Source organism: Caballeronia sp. INML2 (genome assembly GCF_023631365.1).
Taxonomy (GTDB): Bacteria; Pseudomonadota; Gammaproteobacteria; order Burkholderiales; family Burkholderiaceae; genus Caballeronia; species Caballeronia turbans.
The window spans coordinates 82,263-98,876 of the sequence record NZ_JALQDH010000065.1 but is presented as its reverse complement, the minus strand read 5'-3'; the positions used below and the strand labels follow the sequence as shown (position 1 = coordinate 98,876).

At 64.2% G+C, this 16,614-nt stretch carries 18 protein-coding genes; 17 read left to right on the top strand and 1 reads right to left on the bottom strand.

What is annotated here, in order from left to right; translation table 11 throughout:
- Positions 1-10 precede the first annotated feature (10 nt).
- From NCT32_RS23215 to NCT32_RS23185, 8 genes are all read left to right on the top strand, one after another.
- Complete coding sequence (locus tag NCT32_RS23215) at positions 11-1,600, top strand: aspartate:alanine exchanger family transporter (protein WP_061117234.1); 1,590 nt, start codon at positions 11-13, stop codon at positions 1,598-1,600.
- Positions 1,601-1,641: 41 nt separating this feature from the next.
- On the top strand, positions 1,642-2,637 hold the full coding sequence (locus NCT32_RS23210) for a 2-hydroxyacid dehydrogenase (protein ID WP_061117287.1): 996 nt from the start codon (positions 1,642-1,644) through the stop codon (positions 2,635-2,637).
- Between the two features lie 12 nt (positions 2,638-2,649).
- Positions 2,650-3,321, top strand: a complete 672-nt coding sequence (locus NCT32_RS23205) for a VIT1/CCC1 transporter family protein (protein ID WP_061117233.1) — start codon at positions 2,650-2,652, stop codon at positions 3,319-3,321.
- Between the two features lie 165 nt (positions 3,322-3,486).
- A complete protein-coding gene (locus NCT32_RS23200) occupies positions 3,487-3,723 on the top strand; it encodes a hypothetical protein (RefSeq protein ID WP_143756298.1) in 237 nt (78 codons plus the stop codon).
- A gap of 48 nt (positions 3,724-3,771) precedes the next feature.
- Entirely contained in the window at positions 3,772-4,200 is a 429-nt protein-coding gene (locus NCT32_RS37650) for a DUF2950 family protein (protein WP_409219302.1), read from the top strand.
- Complete coding sequence (locus tag NCT32_RS23195; RefSeq protein WP_409219304.1) at positions 4,103-4,528, top strand: glycine zipper family protein; 426 nt, start codon at positions 4,103-4,105, stop codon at positions 4,526-4,528. The genes NCT32_RS37650 and NCT32_RS23195 overlap by 98 nt, the downstream gene beginning before the upstream one ends.
- Positions 4,529-4,565: 37 nt before the next feature.
- On the top strand, positions 4,566-5,153 hold the full coding sequence (locus NCT32_RS23190) for a hypothetical protein (RefSeq protein WP_061117231.1): 588 nt from the start codon (positions 4,566-4,568) through the stop codon (positions 5,151-5,153).
- Positions 5,154-5,188: 35 nt separating this feature from the next.
- Positions 5,189-5,701 carry a hypothetical protein gene (locus NCT32_RS23185; protein WP_061117230.1) on the top strand — a complete coding sequence of 171 codons (513 nt, stop codon included), beginning with the start codon at positions 5,189-5,191 and terminating at the stop codon, positions 5,699-5,701.
- A 72-nt stretch (positions 5,702-5,773) separates the two neighbouring features.
- Here the strand turns inward: NCT32_RS23185 and NCT32_RS23180 are convergent, their stop codons facing one another.
- On the bottom strand, positions 5,774-6,700 hold the full coding sequence (locus NCT32_RS23180; protein ID WP_409219303.1) for a hypothetical protein: 927 nt from the start codon (positions 6,698-6,700) through the stop codon (positions 5,774-5,776).
- Positions 6,701-6,978: 278 nt separating this feature from the next.
- Between NCT32_RS23180 and NCT32_RS23175 the strand changes: the two genes are divergently transcribed.
- The 9 genes from NCT32_RS23175 (at position 6,979) to NCT32_RS23135 (ending at position 16,605) form a co-directional block, all read left to right on the top strand.
- Positions 6,979-7,191, top strand: coding sequence for a DUF2964 family protein (locus NCT32_RS23175; protein WP_250477705.1), 213 nt, complete (start codon positions 6,979-6,981; stop codon positions 7,189-7,191).
- A 64-nt stretch (positions 7,192-7,255) separates the two neighbouring features.
- Positions 7,256-7,513, top strand: coding sequence for an RNA-binding protein (locus NCT32_RS23170; RefSeq protein WP_061117229.1), 258 nt, complete (start codon positions 7,256-7,258; stop codon positions 7,511-7,513).
- Between the two features lie 101 nt (positions 7,514-7,614).
- Positions 7,615-8,448, top strand: a complete 834-nt coding sequence (ppk2, locus tag NCT32_RS23165) for a polyphosphate kinase 2 (protein ID WP_061117228.1) — start codon at positions 7,615-7,617, stop codon at positions 8,446-8,448.
- A 27-nt stretch (positions 8,449-8,475) separates the two neighbouring features.
- Positions 8,476-10,170 carry a SulP family inorganic anion transporter gene (locus NCT32_RS23160; protein ID WP_061117227.1) on the top strand — a complete coding sequence of 565 codons (1,695 nt, stop codon included), beginning with the start codon at positions 8,476-8,478 and terminating at the stop codon, positions 10,168-10,170.
- A 147-nt stretch (positions 10,171-10,317) separates the two neighbouring features.
- Positions 10,318-12,642 (top strand): DUF3141 domain-containing protein, encoded by a 2,325-nt coding sequence (locus NCT32_RS23155; RefSeq protein WP_250477704.1) that lies wholly within the window; start codon positions 10,318-10,320, stop codon positions 12,640-12,642.
- 38 nt (positions 12,643-12,680) lie between these two features.
- A complete protein-coding gene (locus tag NCT32_RS23150) occupies positions 12,681-13,619 on the top strand; it encodes a phosphate acetyltransferase (protein ID WP_061117225.1) in 939 nt (312 codons plus the stop codon).
- 3 nt (positions 13,620-13,622) lie between these two features.
- Positions 13,623-14,813 carry an acetate/propionate family kinase gene (locus NCT32_RS23145; RefSeq protein WP_250477703.1) on the top strand — a complete coding sequence of 397 codons (1,191 nt, stop codon included), beginning with the start codon at positions 13,623-13,625 and terminating at the stop codon, positions 14,811-14,813.
- Positions 14,810-15,592 carry an enoyl-ACP reductase FabI gene (gene fabI / locus NCT32_RS23140; protein ID WP_061117223.1) on the top strand — a complete coding sequence of 261 codons (783 nt, stop codon included), beginning with the start codon at positions 14,810-14,812 and terminating at the stop codon, positions 15,590-15,592. Before NCT32_RS23145 ends, fabI begins: the two co-directional genes overlap by 4 nt.
- Complete coding sequence (locus NCT32_RS23135) at positions 15,589-16,605, top strand: hypothetical protein (protein ID WP_061117222.1); 1,017 nt, start codon at positions 15,589-15,591, stop codon at positions 16,603-16,605. The genes fabI and NCT32_RS23135 overlap by 4 nt, the downstream gene beginning before the upstream one ends.
- Positions 16,606-16,614 lie beyond the last annotated feature (9 nt).

Sequence of the window (16,614 nt, the reverse complement as noted above, 5' to 3'; positions counted from 1 at the left end):
AGGAGGCGGCATGGATGCAGTCAGGACCTTCCTCGAGAATCAGTCGCTGTTCGCGCTCTTCCTGACGATTGCGCTGGGTTATCTGATCGGCGAGATCAACATCAAAGGCGTGGCGCTCGGTTCCGGCGCGGTTCTGTTCGTCGGGCTCGCGATCGGTGCATTCGCGCCGAAGTCCGCGCCCCCGGCGTTGCTCGGCACGCTCGGGCTGCTGCTGTTTCTCTACGGCATCGGCATTCAGTATGGCGCGCAGTTCTTTCACGGGCTGACAAGCCGCGAGGGCGCGAAGGCGAACGCGGCGGCGTGCATCGGCGTGGTCGTCTCGGGCCTCGTTTCCTGCGCCTTCATACACTTCGGCATCAAGCTCGCCGATGCGCTCGGCATGTTCGCCGGCAGCGGAACCAGCACGGCGAGCCTGCAGGTCGCGATCGCATCGATGAAAAGCAACGATGCAGCCGTGGCCTACAGCATCACGTATCCGTTCGGCGTTGCCGGTCCGATCCTGTTCATCTATCTGCTCAGCGTGGCGCTGAAAGTAAAGATTCAGAAGCCGCCGGCGAAGTTGATCGAATCGGCGGAGATCGCGCTGAGAAACGCGAACTTCGTCGGTCTGAAGCTGGCGGAGCTTACTCGTCGTCTGCCTTCCGGCGTGGCGATCGCCGCGGTGCGGCGCGCGCATCACAATCAGTTGCCCACGGCCGATTTCACGCTGCGCGCCGACGATGTGCTCCTCGCCACGGCCACCGACCGCCGCCTGCTCGACGAAGCCGCCACGCTGTGCGGCGAGTTGCAGCCGGGACGGATGACGAGTCATCGCGAAGACCTCGACTACATGCGGGTGTTCGCGTCGAATCCGGCGGTCGTCGGCATGGCGCTCGGCGATATTCGCTTTCCCGATGGCGTCAACTGCGCGATCGCGCACGTGCGCCGCGGCGACGCCGACATGCTCTCGACACCCGATCTGATCCTCGAAGCGGGCGACCGCGTCGGCCTGCTCGTCAATCGCGCGCATCAGGCGACGATGCGCACGTTCTTCGGCGATTCGATCAAGGGCACAGCCGATCTGAGCTTCATCTGCCTCGGCATCGGCGCGGCCCTGGGCTTGCTCGTCGGTGCGATTCCGCTGCCGGTTCCCGGCCTCGGCGCGTTCAGCCTGGGGCTCGCCGCGTTGCTGCTGGTCGCGCTGTGTCTCGGCAAGGCGCGGCGCAACGGGCCGTTCGTCTGGGTGATGCCGTTGTCGGCGAATCTCGTGCTGCGCAACCTCGGCCTCACGATCTTCCTCGCGCAAGTGGGCATTTCCTGCGGGCCCAAGTTCGTCGCGACCGTGGCCACGGCCGGGCCGCTTCTGCTGCTTTACGGCGTGATCACGCTGCTGGTTCTCGTGAGTGTGACGGCAGTCTGCTGCCTGTGGATCTTCAGGCTTCCCTTCGATACGTCGGTCGGCGTGATCTGCGGCGCGACCGGCAATCCGGCGATCCTCGCATTCGCCAATCGCGTCGCGCCGACCGATCAGCCCGACATCATGTACGCGATGATCTTCCCGTCGATGACCATCGTCAAAGTGCTTTTCGTGCAGATCGCCATATCGCTTGCCGCGGGTTAGCCTTGCGTCACCATGCCGTCAAAATCTCGGAGGAGAACATCATGGAAGTGGCGATCTTCAGCTCGACGCCCTACGAGCGCGAGTATCTCGACGAAGCGAACAAGGTCGAGAAGCACAAGCTCAGGTATCACGAGATGTCGCTCAATATGGATACGGTCGAGCTCGCGGCGGGCTACGGCGCCGTCTGCATCTTTGTCAATGACAAGGCCGATGCCGAAGTGCTCGAAGCATTGCACAAGGGCGGCACGCGTCTCGTCGCACTGCGCTGCACGGGCTTCAACAATGTCGATCTCGCGGCCGCCGCGAAGCTCGGCATCAAGGTCGTGCGCGTCGTCAACTATTCGCCGAACTCGGTGGCGGAGCACGCGGTTGCGCTTCTGCTCGCGATCAATCGCAAGGTGCATCGCGCATACAACCGCACGCGCGATTCGAACTTTTCGCTCGACGGGCTCATCGGCTTCGATCTGTGCGGCAAGACGGTCGCCGTGGTCGGCACGGGCAAGATCGGCTGCGTCTTCGCGAAGATCATGCAGGGCTTCGGCTGCAACGTGATTGGCTACGATCCTTATCCGTCGAAGGCATTCGAGGCGCTCGGCCTGCACTATGCGACGCCCGGAGAGATCGGCGAGCGGGCGGACATCGTCGCGCTGTTTTGTCCGCTGACGCCGCAGACGCATCACATCATCAATGCAGAGTCGCTCAAGCGCGCGAAGCCCGGTGCGTTGCTCGTCAACACGAGCCGGGGCGCGCTGATCGATACGGAGGCCGTCATCGAGGCGTTGAAGACCGGGCAGCTAGGCGGTCTCGCGATCGATGTCTACGAACAGGAGGCAGATCTTTTCTTCCGCGATCTGTCGAGCGAAATCATCACCGACGACATTTTCCAGCGGCTCGTCTCGTTTCCGAATGTCATCGTGACGGGGCATCAGGCGTATCTGACCCGTGAAGCATTGACGACGATCTGCGAGACCACGCTGCAAAGCATCACGGCCTTCGAGAAGAACCAGCCGCTGGAAAACGAGGTGAAGGCCAAATAGCGGCGCGCGCCGATGACTCCCGGAAATCCGCCGAAGGAACGCGCGCGCGAGCCCGTGCTCGACACGGTCGATCGCGTGTCGGAACTGTGCTTCGGCCTCTTCATGGCGCTGACGTTCGTGGGCACGGTATCGGCGGCGACGGGCGGCGAGGACGCGGGGCGAAAGATGCTCTACACGGCCATGGGCTGCAATCTCGCGTGGGGTCTCGCGGACGCCGTCATGTATCTCGTGCGCACGATCACGGACCGCGCGCGCAGGCATGCGCTCGCGCTCTCCATACAACGCGAGCGCGACGCGGCGGCGGGCGTGCGCGCATTGCGCGAGCGCGTGTCCACGGCGCTCGATCCGTTCGTGACCGACGCCGATCTCGAGACCATTCGCAGGCGCATCGCCGAAAGCGGCAGCCTGCCCGAGCGCGCGCATTTCGTACGCGACGACTTTCTCGCGGCGCTGGGCATCTTCATCATCATCGTGCTGTCGACGTTTCCCGTCGCGGCGCCGTTTGTCATCTTCGAACATGTGCCGACGGCGTTGCTGATCTCGCGCGTGCTGACGCTCGTGATGTTGTTCTTCTGCGGCTTTGCACTGGGCCGCTATGCGGGCTGGAAGGGCTGGAAAGCGGGGCTTTCGATGATGGCGCTGGGCGTGCTCCTGACGATGGCGATCATCGCCTTAGGCGGATAACCAAAACCGGGGGCGTTCGCCGAACGAGCGAATAAACACCTACGTTGCCATTCTTGAAATCGCTGAAAGGTTCGCATATCTTGCAGAGGGAGCCCTTTTCCGCGGGGATGAAACGTCAGCGGGCATCGAGCGACAAACGGCAACACAGAATACGAAGACGCTGATTTGGTCACAGGTTTTCCCACGCCTCCGATTGCTGAGTCTGGAGAGGTCCGTGTAGCCGGATATCGCCGCGTGCCTCTTGTCGCGTTTTACTCGCGCGCCATCGCGACGAATCAGCCTGTGAACGAAGCGTGGCCGGATGCCTTGAATGCGCTTCCCAATTGCGCGAAAGTCATGAAAAAGATGAGCGCCGATATCGGCCGGATCGTCGAATCATTTCAAGGATCGAAACCCGGTTGACGCTTATCAAGGATATTACTTTCGAATCCTCACGAAATAGCGAAAAGTATGCGCCAGGACGGCGCCTCCGGCTATATCATCGACGGGCGCATGCTGGCGGGCTTCGCGATGACCGCGTATCCCTCGCAGCACGGCGCGACGACATTCGTTGTGAATAGCAACGGCGTCGTGTATCAAAAGATTGCGGTGCGTCCGCGCAAGCGCACGGAATTTGGATCGCGGCGGTCCTGGCCCGCTTGCAGAAGCCTCGAAGGAAGACCGGGGCGCGGATTTCGCGGAAGCGCCGAAATTTTGAATGGCTTGAATTATCGAACTCAGGGAAGGAGTCACCATGAATGCAAAGAGATTGCGTGCGGGCTGCGCCATCGTGATCGCCGTGATGGCGCTCGATGCCGTCGCACAGAGCAAACCGATCGCTTACCCGTCCAAAGGTCAGAGTGCGCAGCAACAGCAAAGCGACGACGGCGCGTGCTATAGCTGGGCAAAAAGCAACACGGGCATCGACCCGGCGACTGCTTCCGCGGCGCCGCCTCCGCAGGGCGGGCCGGCCGTGGGCGGCGGTGAGCGCGTGGGCGGCGCGGCGCGCGGCGCGGCGGGTGGCGCGGTGATCGGCGCGATTGCGGGCGATGCGGGCAAGGGCGCGGCGATCGGCGCGGCCACCGGCACGATGGCGGGCGGAATGCGCGCGCGGCAGAACAAGCGCGCGCAGGAAGCCAACACGCAGGCGCAGAGCCAGGGCGCGATGTCCACGTACTACCGCGCGTGGGCAGCCTGCATGCAGGGACGCGGCTACTCGATCCAGTAACTTCGTTGCGGCGCGGATATAAACAGGGAGCACGATCATGAAACGTGTAAGTCTCGTTGTCTTGTCGTGCCTTGCGATATCCGCAAGCGCATTGTCCGCCGAGCCCGAAAACGACGTGAGCGTCACGCGCGATGCGAACGGCGCCACGGTGCAGGGCGTCGCTAAGGTCACGGCGACGATCGTCGGCATCGATCCGGCGACGCGCACCGTCACGTTGAAAACGCAGGCGGGCAAGGTGATCGAGCTGGAAGTGACCAACGAGGCGCGCAACTTCGACCAGCTCGCGCTCGGCGATGTCGTCACGGCGCGGTATCGGGAATCGTTGACGCTGAGTCTCATCGAGAAGAAAACGCAGGCGTCACGCTCGGAGAACGACACGGCCGAGCGTGCGCCGCGCGGTGCGAAGCCCGGCGGCGCACTCGGCCGGGAAGTGACGGTCATCGCGGATGTGATCGGCGTCGATCGTCATGCGAAGATCGTCACGTTGCGCGGGCCGCGCGGCGAAATCGTGGACCTGCGCGTGCAGGACCCGGACCGCCTGAAGCGCGTGAAAAAGGGCGATCAGGTGAAAGCGGTCTATACGGAAGCGCTCGCGATCTCCGTCGAGCCTGCCACGAAGAAATAAGCGTAAACGAGCATCACGGCAACGCGGGGGAGACCATGAAAAGACGCTTCGCATTCGCGATGACGCATGGCGCGTGCGCCGTCGCGCTCGCGCTCGCCGGTTGCGCGCAGCCCGAGCAGCGCGTGCAACCCGGCATGGATCAGCAGGCGATCATCGCGAAGCTCGGGCCACCGAAGGAAACCTACGACCTGCCCAATGGCGGCAAGCGTCTCATGTGGCCCACGCAGCCTATGGGATCGACGACCACGGCCGTCGATCTCGACGCGTCGGGTAACACGGTCAGTGTGCGGCAAGTGCTTCAGGAAAACGAGTTCTATCGGGCCGAGATCAACAAATGGACGCGCAACGACGTGCTGGTCGCATTCGGCCGTCCGTTCGAGACGGCCTATTTCAAGCGGATGGATCGTGAGGTGTGGTCGTATCGGTATATAGAGAACAACATCGACCATATGCTCTTTCACTTCTATTTCGACGCTCAGGGCGTGCTCAGGCAAACGCAGAAGCAGCCGGACCCGAAATACGATCCCAGCCAGCGCAACGTGCTGTGAACGGCGCCTGACATGGGCGTGAACCCGCGCACTTTCTCAGGACGCGGGAACGATGAAGGCATGCGCGCAAATCTAGAAGCTGACGGCGAAGCCGAACGACACGCCGTGCACGTTGTGGCCGAACACGTAGCGCACCATCGCGCGTGTGCGCGTGATGACGACCGGATACCGGCTGCTGTCGAGCTCCAATCCGACACCGAGCGATGTCAGGTCGTTGAAGCCGAGTACGCCGGCGCTGTCGCCGAAGTAATGCGAGTACGCGGTTTCGAGCACATAGCGCACCGGGCGGTCGAGCGCGGCAAGGCCTGTGGGGGCACGCCAGCGCGCCCACAGGCTGAATTGCTGGGCCGTCGCCGATCCCTGAACGGCTTCCGACGAACTGCCGAAGCTGCGTAAATAGATATCGGTTGCGCGGAGTTCGAGATCGATCTCGTAGTGTTCGCGGTAGTGCTCCAGATCGAGCATCAGCGAGCCGCCGAGACCGTACGCATTGAGCGCGCCGTCTTCGAGGAACTGGAGGTTGGAGTTGGCGACACGGTTGAACACGGTCTGAGCGACGCGCAGATCGCTCGCCACACGGCCGATCATGCCGTTCAGGATCGGCCGCAGGCGCAACTCGTCGGTGATCGGGAAATCCCAGCCGATGCCGATGGTCGTGCTCGCGGTGTTCCATTTCGCCGGCACCGGACGTTGCTGATTGCCTTCGGTCGCGATGAAGGTCGGGTCGTACCGGCTGTACGCCACAGTCCCTTCGAGGTAAAGCGGAAACGAGCGGCTCAGGGTAAAGCCGCCGCCGAGCTGCGTCTGGCCGAAGCCCGGATTGCCGGTGGTGCCGCTGTTGATGGAAAGCGAACTCGTCGTGACATCCGGCACCGCGGTGTACGACATGATCGCGAGCACGGCGTTCGCGTAGCTCTTGACGTTCGCCCCGACGACGGCGCGGTCCGGCGCGGCCTGCGCGTGCGCGAGGACGGGTGCGAGGGCGATCGGGACGAGCATCGAAAAGATGCGCAACCGGATCGAAGAAAGGATCGGCTTTCGCATGTGCGCAGCGCTCGAACGTTGAACGGCTGATTGGTCGTACGTTGCAAACGGCTGCTCCGCCGATGTGCCGATGCACATCGCATGCGCGGAGCCCTTGAACGATCCCACGGTCACACGCAGGAAATGTAGCCTACCGGGCGGCGCGCGCCAAGCCCGACGCATACGAGAGCGTTCACACGGCGACCCAGGATTTCCTAAACTGGATCTATTCCGCGCAACATCAGGAGAGAACGATGAGATTGAACGAGCCGCGCATGGTGGTTGCCTCGATCGGCGTTTTCATCTGGCTCGGCGGCCTCTACTTCACGATTCATGGTCTGCTGTATGACGTGAAGCCGGAATTCCGCTACGGCATGTGGGCGCTCGGCATCGGCATCGTGACCTTTGTCGTCGCGTTGAATCCGCTCGCGCAACGAAGATCGGGAAAGCGCGATGAATCGACCTGATCGGCCGTTCGTGTACTAGGCTATAGAAGCAGAAACAACACGAAACTCAACGGAGAATTTCGCAATGGGTGATCTCTGGATAGGCAATGTAGACGAGTCCACGACCGACGATGAAATCCGGCAGTTCCTCTGCAATTACGGCTTTCCTCCGTACGATTCGATTCAGCGCGTGCCCGGCACCGGAGAGCATCCGGCCGCCGTCGTGAGCTTCGATAACGTCGAGCCGCACGTGCTGCGCACGTTTCAGCCGCGCATTCACAACATGTTCTGGAAAAATCGCACGCTCATGGTGCAGGTTGTGCCCGAGCGCAACGAAACCTGATGGCGTCATGACGAGGCCGCGACCCGGTGCCGCGCGCATCGTCTCGACGGCGGCCGCGGGGCGGCCGCACGGGTTGCATCGAACCACATGGGGAGACAGCGATGAAAGAAGAGAAGGCTGTCGGCGAATCGAGGGGCGTGCGCGAAGGCGCGGCTGTGCATGAGCGCCTGAGCCGAAAGCAGTATGAGAAGGAGCTTGCGCGTCTGCATGTCGAGCTCGTGAAGCTCCAGGAATGGGCCGTCCACACGGGGGCGAAGGTCTGCGTCGTATTCGAAGGGCGCGACGGCGCGGGCAAGGGCGGCACGATCAAGGCGATCACCGAGCGCGTGAGCCCGCGCATCTTCCGCGTGGTCGCGCTGCCCGCGCCCACCGAGCGCGAGAAGACGCAGATGTACGTGCAGCGTTATCTGCCGCATCTGCCGGCGGCGGGCGAAATCATGCTTTTCGACCGGAGCTGGTACAACCGCGCGGGCGTCGAACGCGTGATGGGCTTCTGCACCGAGGAGCAGGCGAAAACGTTCCTGAAAGGCGTGCCGCTCGTGGAGCGCGCGATCATCGATTCGGGCATCATCCTGCTCAAATACTGGCTCGAAGTCGGCCAGGAAGAACAGACGCGGCGCCTCGAAGAGCGCATCCACGACGAGCGCAAGATCTGGAAGCTCTCGCCGATGGACCTGCGCTCGTACAGCCGCTGGTACGACTATTCGCGCGCCCGCGACGACATGTTCGAAGCAACCGACACCGATCTCGCACCGTGGTACGTCGTACGTTCCGACGACAAGCGCCGCGCGCGCCTGAATCTCATCAGCCATCTGTTGACGAACATTCCCTACACGGCCGTGCCGAGGGAAAAGGTGAAGCTGCCCAAGCGCCAGAAGCCGGAGGGCTATCGCGAGAGCGACCGGCCGCTGCGCTACGTGCCCGAGCGCTTCTGAGCGCGACACCGGCGCACGGGTTTCGTCATGCCGCCGCGCGCGCCCATCGCTCCCGAATGGCTGTTTCATTATGAGAAACAGTGGGCGCGCGCCGATGCGATCGCGGGTCTGACGGCGGCGGCCGTCGTGATTCCGAAGGCGCTCGCCTACGCGACGATCGCCGGCCTGCCCGTTCAGGCCGGCCTTTACACGGCATGCGTGCCGATGATCGTCTACGCCTTCACGGGATCGTCGCGCGCGCTCTCCGTGAGCACGACGACCACGCTCGCGATTCTCGCCGCGAATGCATTGAGTACGACGATCGGCAACGACGACACGCACGCGCTCGCCATCGCCAATGCCACGCTGACGATGCTCGTCGGCGTGATGCTCGTCGCGGCAGCGTGCCTGCGCCTCGGCTTCGTCGCCAACTTCATTTCCGAGCCGGTGCTCGTGGGCTTCAAGGCGGGCGTGGCGATCGTCATTGTCATGGATCAGTTGCCGAAACTGTTCGGCATCCACTATCCGAAAGGGTCGTTCTTCCACAATGTCGGCGCGTTCGTCGCGGGGTTACCGCATCTTTCGGCGAGCACGCTCGCGCTCGCGATGCTCACGCTCGTCGCGCTCGTGCTGCTCGAACGCTTCACGCCGCGCGCGCCGGCGCCGTTGCTGGTCGTCGCGGCGGCGATCATTGCAGTCGCCGCCTTCGATCTGCGCGCGCACGGCGTCGAAACGGTCGGCGCGGTGCCGGCGGGATTGCCCTCGTGGACGCAGCCGGATTTGTCGCTTGCCTTGAAGCTGTGGCCGGACGCGCTGGGCATCGCATTGATGAGCTTCACCGAAAGCATTGCGGCGGCCCGCGCCTTCGCGCGCAACGACGAGCCGGTGCCCGACGCGAACCGCGAACTGCTCGCGACCGGTCTTGCGAACGCGGGCGGCGCATTGTTCGGCGCGATGGTTGCGGGCGGCGGAACGAGCCAGACGGCCGTGAACCGGCAAGCGGGCGCGCGCACGCAACTCGCGAGCCTCATGACGGCGCTCGTCGCGCTCGCCGTGATGCTGCTGTTCGCGCCGCTGATGGCGCTGATGCCGCACGCGACACTCGCCGCCGTCGTGGTGTTCTATTCCATCGGGCTTTTCAGCCCCGCCGAATTCGACGCAATTCTGAAGATCCGCCGCACCGAGTTCGTCTGGGCGCTGACGGCATGCGCGGGCGTCGTGCTGCTGGGCACGCTGGAGGGCATCGTCGTCGCGATCGTCGTGTCGCTTTTTGCGCTCGCGCATCAGGTGTCCGATCCGCCGGTCTATGCGCTCAGGCGGATACCGGGCACGAACGTGTTTCGCCGCGATTCGTCGAGACATCCCGATGACGAATCGTTTCCCGGCCTGTTGCTGCTGCGTCCCGAGGGACGGATATTTTTCGCCAATGCGCAACGTGTCGCCGAAAAGATCCGGCCGCTCGTGCGCGAGTCCGGCGCGAAGGTCGTCGTGCTGGACCTGAGCCGCGTCTTCGATATCGAATACACCGCGCTCAAGATGATGAGCGAAGCGGAAGCCCGCCTCGCCGCGAACGGCACCACGCTCTGGCTCGCGGGCCTGAATCCGGGCGTGCTCGCGGCGGTGCGGCGCTCGCCGCTCGGCGAAGCGCTCGGCGAATCGCGCATGTTCTACAACCTCGAACATGTTGTGACGAAGTACCGGCAGATTGTTTCGCCCGACGGCGATACCGCCGCGCGAACCTGAGTTGCCTTATTTGCCACTTCCCTGTCGCACATTGCGCATATATTTTAATGATGGTATTCAATTCATCGGTCCATGCGTTCATCTCGCCGGCCGATACATCTGCTTTGAGCCTCATCCCTTGCACGTTCTCTTCGCGGAGGTCACGTCATGCCGTATGCAGGTCAACTGGCGCGAAGCCAGGAAATCGCGGAAAAAGTCGCGCGCGTGTTCGAGAAGCGCGCGGAACTGGCGCAGCAGCAATTCAGCGAGCGCACGCGCGATGCGGGCACGCGTCTTTTCGGCAACGGCGACGCGGATCGTTTCAGCGATGCGGGCGCGAACGCAGCGGGCCAGTTGAACGGCTACACCTATGCGCTCGATCTCGTGCAGCGTTCGATTCTCTTCTGGGACACGCTGCGTCAGCGCGGCAACAATTTCATCGAGCAGACGAAGCGCGGTCTCGAACCGGTGCTGCACTTCGCGCATGAAATGCTGCTCGATGGCCGGACCTTCGCGCGGCCCGTGAACTACGCGCTCCTGCGCATCGTGCCGCCCGAGGGCGTGAGCATCGATCCGTTGAAACGGCCTTATCTCATCATCGATCCGCGTGCAGGGCACGGTCCCGGCATCGGCGGTTTCAAGGACGATTCGCAAGTGGGTGTCGCGTTGCGCGCGGGTCATCCGGTGTACTTCGTCACGTTCTTCCGCGACCCGCAACCCGGTCAGACGCTGCTCGATGTATGCGCGGCCGAACAGCAGTTCGTCAGGCACGTGCGGGAGCTGCATCCCGACAGCGCGAAGCCCGCGATCGTCGGCAACTGCCAGGGCGGCTGGGCCGCGATGATGCTTGCGAGCTCGCAGCCCGACGATACCGGCCCGCTCGTCATCAACGGCGCGCCGATGTCGTACTGGAGCGGCGCATGGAGCGAAGGCGAGGGCGACAACCCCATGCGCTATTCCGGCGGCATGCTGGGCGGCACCTGGCTCGCGTCATTGACGGCGGACCTCGGCAACGGCAAGTTCGACGGCGCGTATCTCGTCGAGAATTTCGAGAACCTCAATCCCGCGAACAGTTTCTGGGACAAGTACTACAAGCTGTTCGACAACATCGACACCGAACCGCCGCGCTTTCTCGACTTCGAACGCTGGTGGGGCGGCTATTACCTGATGAACCGCGAAGAGATCGAATGGATCACGCGCAATCTTTTCGTCGGCAACAAGTTATGGTCGGGTGAAGTGCGCGGCGTGTCGGGCGCGTCCTTCGATCTGCGGGCGATCAAGTCGCCGATCATCCTCTTCGCGTCGATGGGCGACAACATCACGCCGCCGCAGCAGGCGTTCAACTGGGTCGCGGACATCTACGGCAGCACGGACGAGATCAAGGCGCGCGGCCAGGTGATCGTCGGATTGATGCATGAGAACATCGGCCACCTCGGCATCTTCGTGAGCGGCAAGGTCGCGAAGAAGGAGTACACGCAGATCGCATCGGTGCTGGAGGCGATCGAATCGTTTCCGCCGGGGCTGTACGGCATGGAGATCGCCGAACGAAAGGGCGAGGGCGGCAAGACCGAGTACGACGTGAGCTTTCGCGAGCGCCGTCTGGAAGAGGTGAAGGAACGCTTCAATCGTTTCGAGCGCGTCGACGAGCGGCCGTTCGAAGCGGTGAAGCAGGTATCGGATTTCAATCAGCGCGCCTATGAACTTTTCGCGCAGCCCTTCGTGCAGGCGATGGCCAACGACACCACCGCGAGCATGCTGCGCGCGTTTCATCCATTGCGCGCGCAACGCTGGATGTTCTCGGATTACAACCCGTGGCTCGCATGGCTCGGCCCCGCGGCGGATGCGGTCAGGGCCGCGCGCAAGCCCGACACCGGAACCAGTGTGCTGCGGCGTGCGGAGCATTGCGGCTCCGACATGATCAGCGCGAGCCTCGACTTTTATCGTGCGATGCGCGATGCCACGACGGAAGCAATGTTCTTCTCCGTCTACGGCAACCTCTTCTCCGCGCATCAGGCGCAACGGCAGGAGGCGCCGGAGCCTGTAGCCGATCCGCGCGATCTGCCTTTCGTTCAGGACGCGCTTGCATCGATCGGGCACGGTGGGTATGCGGAGGCCGTCGCGCGCGTCGCGTGCCTGCTGATGCGGCACGACGAGCCGCTGCCGCTCACGCGCATGGTCTTGCGGCAGGCGCTCGCGGCCGACTACGCGGAATATCTGCCGCAGATGCCGCCCGACCAATGGCGGCGCATCCGCGGCGAGCAGGAAATCATCGTGCGCTACGAGCCGGAGCAGGCGCTCGCGACCTTGCCCGATCTCCTCGACGACAACGACGACCGCAAGAAGCTCATCACGCTCTTCGACAAGCTGCACGCGGACAGCCGCATGCAAGGCTTCGAGCCGACGGCCGCGCAGCACGACATGCTCGCGCGCATTCGCGCGGCGCTGCCCGTCAAGGCCGCGCGCGCGGCAAGACGTTCAGCGCCCGCGCACTGAGGCATCGGCGGCGCATCTCACGTTCAACGGGAGGCGGTATGAATCATACGCACGAGAAGTATGAACGGCTCATCGAGATTTGCAGGGCACTGCCGCCGCTCGCGGTGGCGGTCGCGCATCCGTGCGACCGGACATCGCTCGAAAGCGCGGTCAAGGCGCATGAGATGGGCCTGATCGCGCCGATTCTCGTCGGGCCGCGCGAGCGCATTCGCGAGGTCGCGGAGGAATGCGGGCTGAACATCGCGGGCTTTCCTGTCGTCGATGCGCCGCACAGTCATGCGTCCGCGGAAAAGGCGGTGGAACTCGTGCGCGAAGCGAAAGCCGAGGCGCTCATGAAAGGCAGCCTGCACACCGACGAGCTCATGGCCGCCGTCGTGAAACGCGAGCGCGGCTTGCGCACGCAACGGCGCCTGTCGCACTGCTTCATCATGGATGTGCCGGGCCACGAGAACGTGCTCATCATCAGCGACGCCGCGATCAACATCGCGCCGACGCTCGCCGACAAGGTCGATATCGTGCAGAACGCAATCGATCTCTGCCACGCGCTGCCGATGGACGAGGTCAGGGTCGCGATCCTCTCCGCGATGGAAACGGTGAACCCGAAAGTGCCGTCGACGCTGGAGGCAGCAGCGCTCTGCAAGATGGTCGATCGCCATCAGATCACCGGTGCGCTCGTCGATGGCCCGCTCGCGCTCGACAACGCGATCGATCCCGAAGCCGCGAGGACGAAGAAGATCGATTCGCCCGTCGCGGGGCGCGCGAACGTGCTGATCGTGCCGGATCTCGAAGCGGGCAACATGCTCGCGAAGAGCCTGTCGTTTCTCGCGGGCGCGGATGCGGCGGGCATCGTGCTCGGCGCGCGCGTGCCGATCATCCTGACGAGCCGTGCCGATTCGCTGCAATCGCGGCTTGCGTCGTGCGCGATCGCGTCGCTCGTGGCGTCGAAGCGCCGCGAAGCAGCGCAAGTGGCGGGGTAAGCCATGGCCGACGTCATCATGGTTCTCAACGCGGGTTCGTCGAGCATCAAGTTCAGCGCGTTCGATGTCGAAGGCAAAGCGCTCGAACTCGTCACGCGCGGACAAGTGGAAGGTCTCTTCAGCTCGCCGCATTTCGTCGCGTTCGATGCGCAAGGCGAGAAGACCGGCGAAAATGCGTGGGGTGAGGGCGCAAGGCTCGAACATGCCGATGCGATCGCATATCTGGGCGCTTTTCTGCGCGGTCATGGCGTGGGGCATCGTCTGATCGGCGTGGGGCATCGCGTCGTGCATGGCGGCGCGCATTTCACGAAGCCCGTGCTGACGAACGCGCACGTGCTCGACGAGCTCGACAAGCTCACGCCGCTCGCGCCGCTGCATCAGCCGCACAATCTCAAGCCGATCCGCATCATCGCCGAGCGCAATCCGGGCCTGCCGCAAGTCGCCTGCTTCGACACGGCCTTTCATGCGGATCAGGCGCCGCTCGCGCAGGCGTTCGCGCTGCCCGAATCGATCACGAAGAACGGCGTGCGGCGTTATGGCTTTCATGGCCTCTCGTACGAATACATCGCGAGTACGCTGCCCGATATCGCGCCCGATGCGGCGCGCGGGCGCACGGTCGTCGCGCATCTGGGCAACGGCGCGAGCCTGTGCGCGATACACGCGGGCAGGAGCGTCGCGAGCACGATGGGCTTCACCGCCGTCGATGGCCTCATGATGGGCACACGCTGCGGCAATCTCGATCCCGGCGTGATCCTTTATCTCCTCGACGAGCTCGGCATGAACGCGCGCGAGATCGAAGACCTGTTGTATCGCCGCTCGGGCCTGCTCGGGGTATCGGGCATCTCGGGGGACATGCGCGCGCTCCTCGCGAGCAGCGACGAACGCGCGCGCTTCGCCATCGACCTTTACGTGTATCGCATCGGCCGCGAGCTCGGCTCGATGAGCGCCGCGCTGCAAGGGCTCGATGCCGTCGTGTTCACGGCGGGCATCGGCGAGCATTCGAAAGAGATACGTCAGCGCGTGTGCGAGCAGGCGGCATGGTGGGGCATCGAGCTCGATGCCAAAGCCAACGAGAGCGGCGGCCCGCGCATCAGCACCGCGTCGAGCAAGGTGAGCGCCTGGGCGATTCCGACCAACGAGGAACTGATGATCGCGCGTCATGCGCTCGCGTTGATCGAAGGAGCGCGCGCATGACGCTGAACGTGCCACATCCCGTGTTGAAGGGCGCGAAGGCGCTCGTCACCGGCATCGCCAACGAGCATTCGATCGCGTATGGCTGCGCGAAGGCGTTCCGCGAACTGGGCGCCGATCTCGCCATCACCTATGCGGACGAAAAGGCGCGCCCGTATGTCGAGCCGATCGCGAAAGATCTCGAAGCGCCGATCTTCATGCCGCTCGACGCATCGAGCGAGGAGGAGACCGACGCGGTGTTCGCGCGCATCGCGAGCGAGTGGGCGAGGCTCGATATCCTCGTGCATTCGATCGCGTGGGCGCCGAAGGGCGATCTGCAAGGCGGCCTGTTGAACTGTTCGGCGCAAGGCTTCGCGAAGGCGATGGACATCTCCTGCCATTCGTTCGTGCGCATGGCGCGGCTCGCGGCCCCGCTCATGAAAAACGGCGGCGCGATGTTCACGATGAGCTATCACGGCGCAAACAAGGTCGTCCCCAACTACAACGTGATGGGCCCGGTGAAGGCCGCGCTCGAAGCGTGCGCGCGCTATCTCGCTTACGAGCTCGGTCCGCAGGGCATTCGCGTGCATGCGATCTCTCCGGGCCCGCTCAAGACGCGCGCGGCGTCGGGGCTCAAGGACTTCGACCTGTTGCTGACCGAAGCCGAAGAACGCGCGCCGCTCGGCGAACTGGTCGACATCATGGACGTCGGCTTCACATGCGCGTTCCTCGCGACGCCTTATGCGCGGCGGCTGTCGGGCGAAACGCTCTATGTGGACGGCGGCGTGCACATCATGGGATGAAACTCTTCGACCGGCTCTTCAATCGCAGGGCGAGTGAGCCTCAGGCGTCGCGCGAGGACGTGCGGCAGGCGCTCGAGCGCATCGTCGCGATTGCGCCGCAGGTGAGGCTCGCGAGTCGCTTCGAAGCGCGGCTTGCGCCCGTCATCGGCAAGACGCTCGGGTTCGCGCGCGAGCTCGTCTGCGCGCTGCCGCCGCCGCGCGATGCGACACCCGGCGCTTGGGCGGGCGATCCGCATTTGCGCGCGATGTTCGCGACGCCCGAGGATATCGTGAGCGTCATCGGGCAATCGAACGAAGTGCGCGGCTGGTTCGACGAGCATTTCACCGCGGACCACGTCCATGCCGTGCTGAGCAGCCGGATGATCGAGCGGCGCGTGCTCGGCTCCGCGCTCGAAGGCGGCGTGATGCGCGCGGACGTCGCGCGCACGACGATCGGCTTCGAGGACAAGCGCATGCGCATCTGCGCGGAAACCGACGACGCGCTCAGGCGCGACATCGTGCTGCGCATGGTCGAGCAACTGACGCTCGAGGCGATGGCGCGTTTCACCGCGCAGGAAGCGAGGCGCGAGGCGCTCAACGAAGAGCGCGCACTGCTCAGCGCGCGAATGCAGATGCTCGGCCGGCGCGGCACGGGCATGGGCGGTCTCGTCTCGTCTGTCGGGACATCGGGCGACATGGCGCGCCTGCAACGCGACGTCGCGGAGAACGAAGCGGCGCTCGCCGCGCTCGGCTCGCGGGCGCAAGCCGTCGACGTGCAGCTTCGCACGCTCGTCGATCTGCTCGCGGAGCCCGCGGCGCTCATCAGCGTCACGCCGCGCACGCTGTGCATCAATCAGATGAACCTGCTCGTGGAAGAGGGCAGCGACGAATGCGGCGCGGAAGTCACCATCCAGCTCGCGCGCATGCCGATGCAGCCGCAGCAGACGCGCGCGGTCGAGTTCGTGCGGATCGCGCGGCGCGACATGCCGCCCGCCGGCACCGCGCTCGATGGCGCGGAACACTGGGTCCTGTAACCGCGTCGC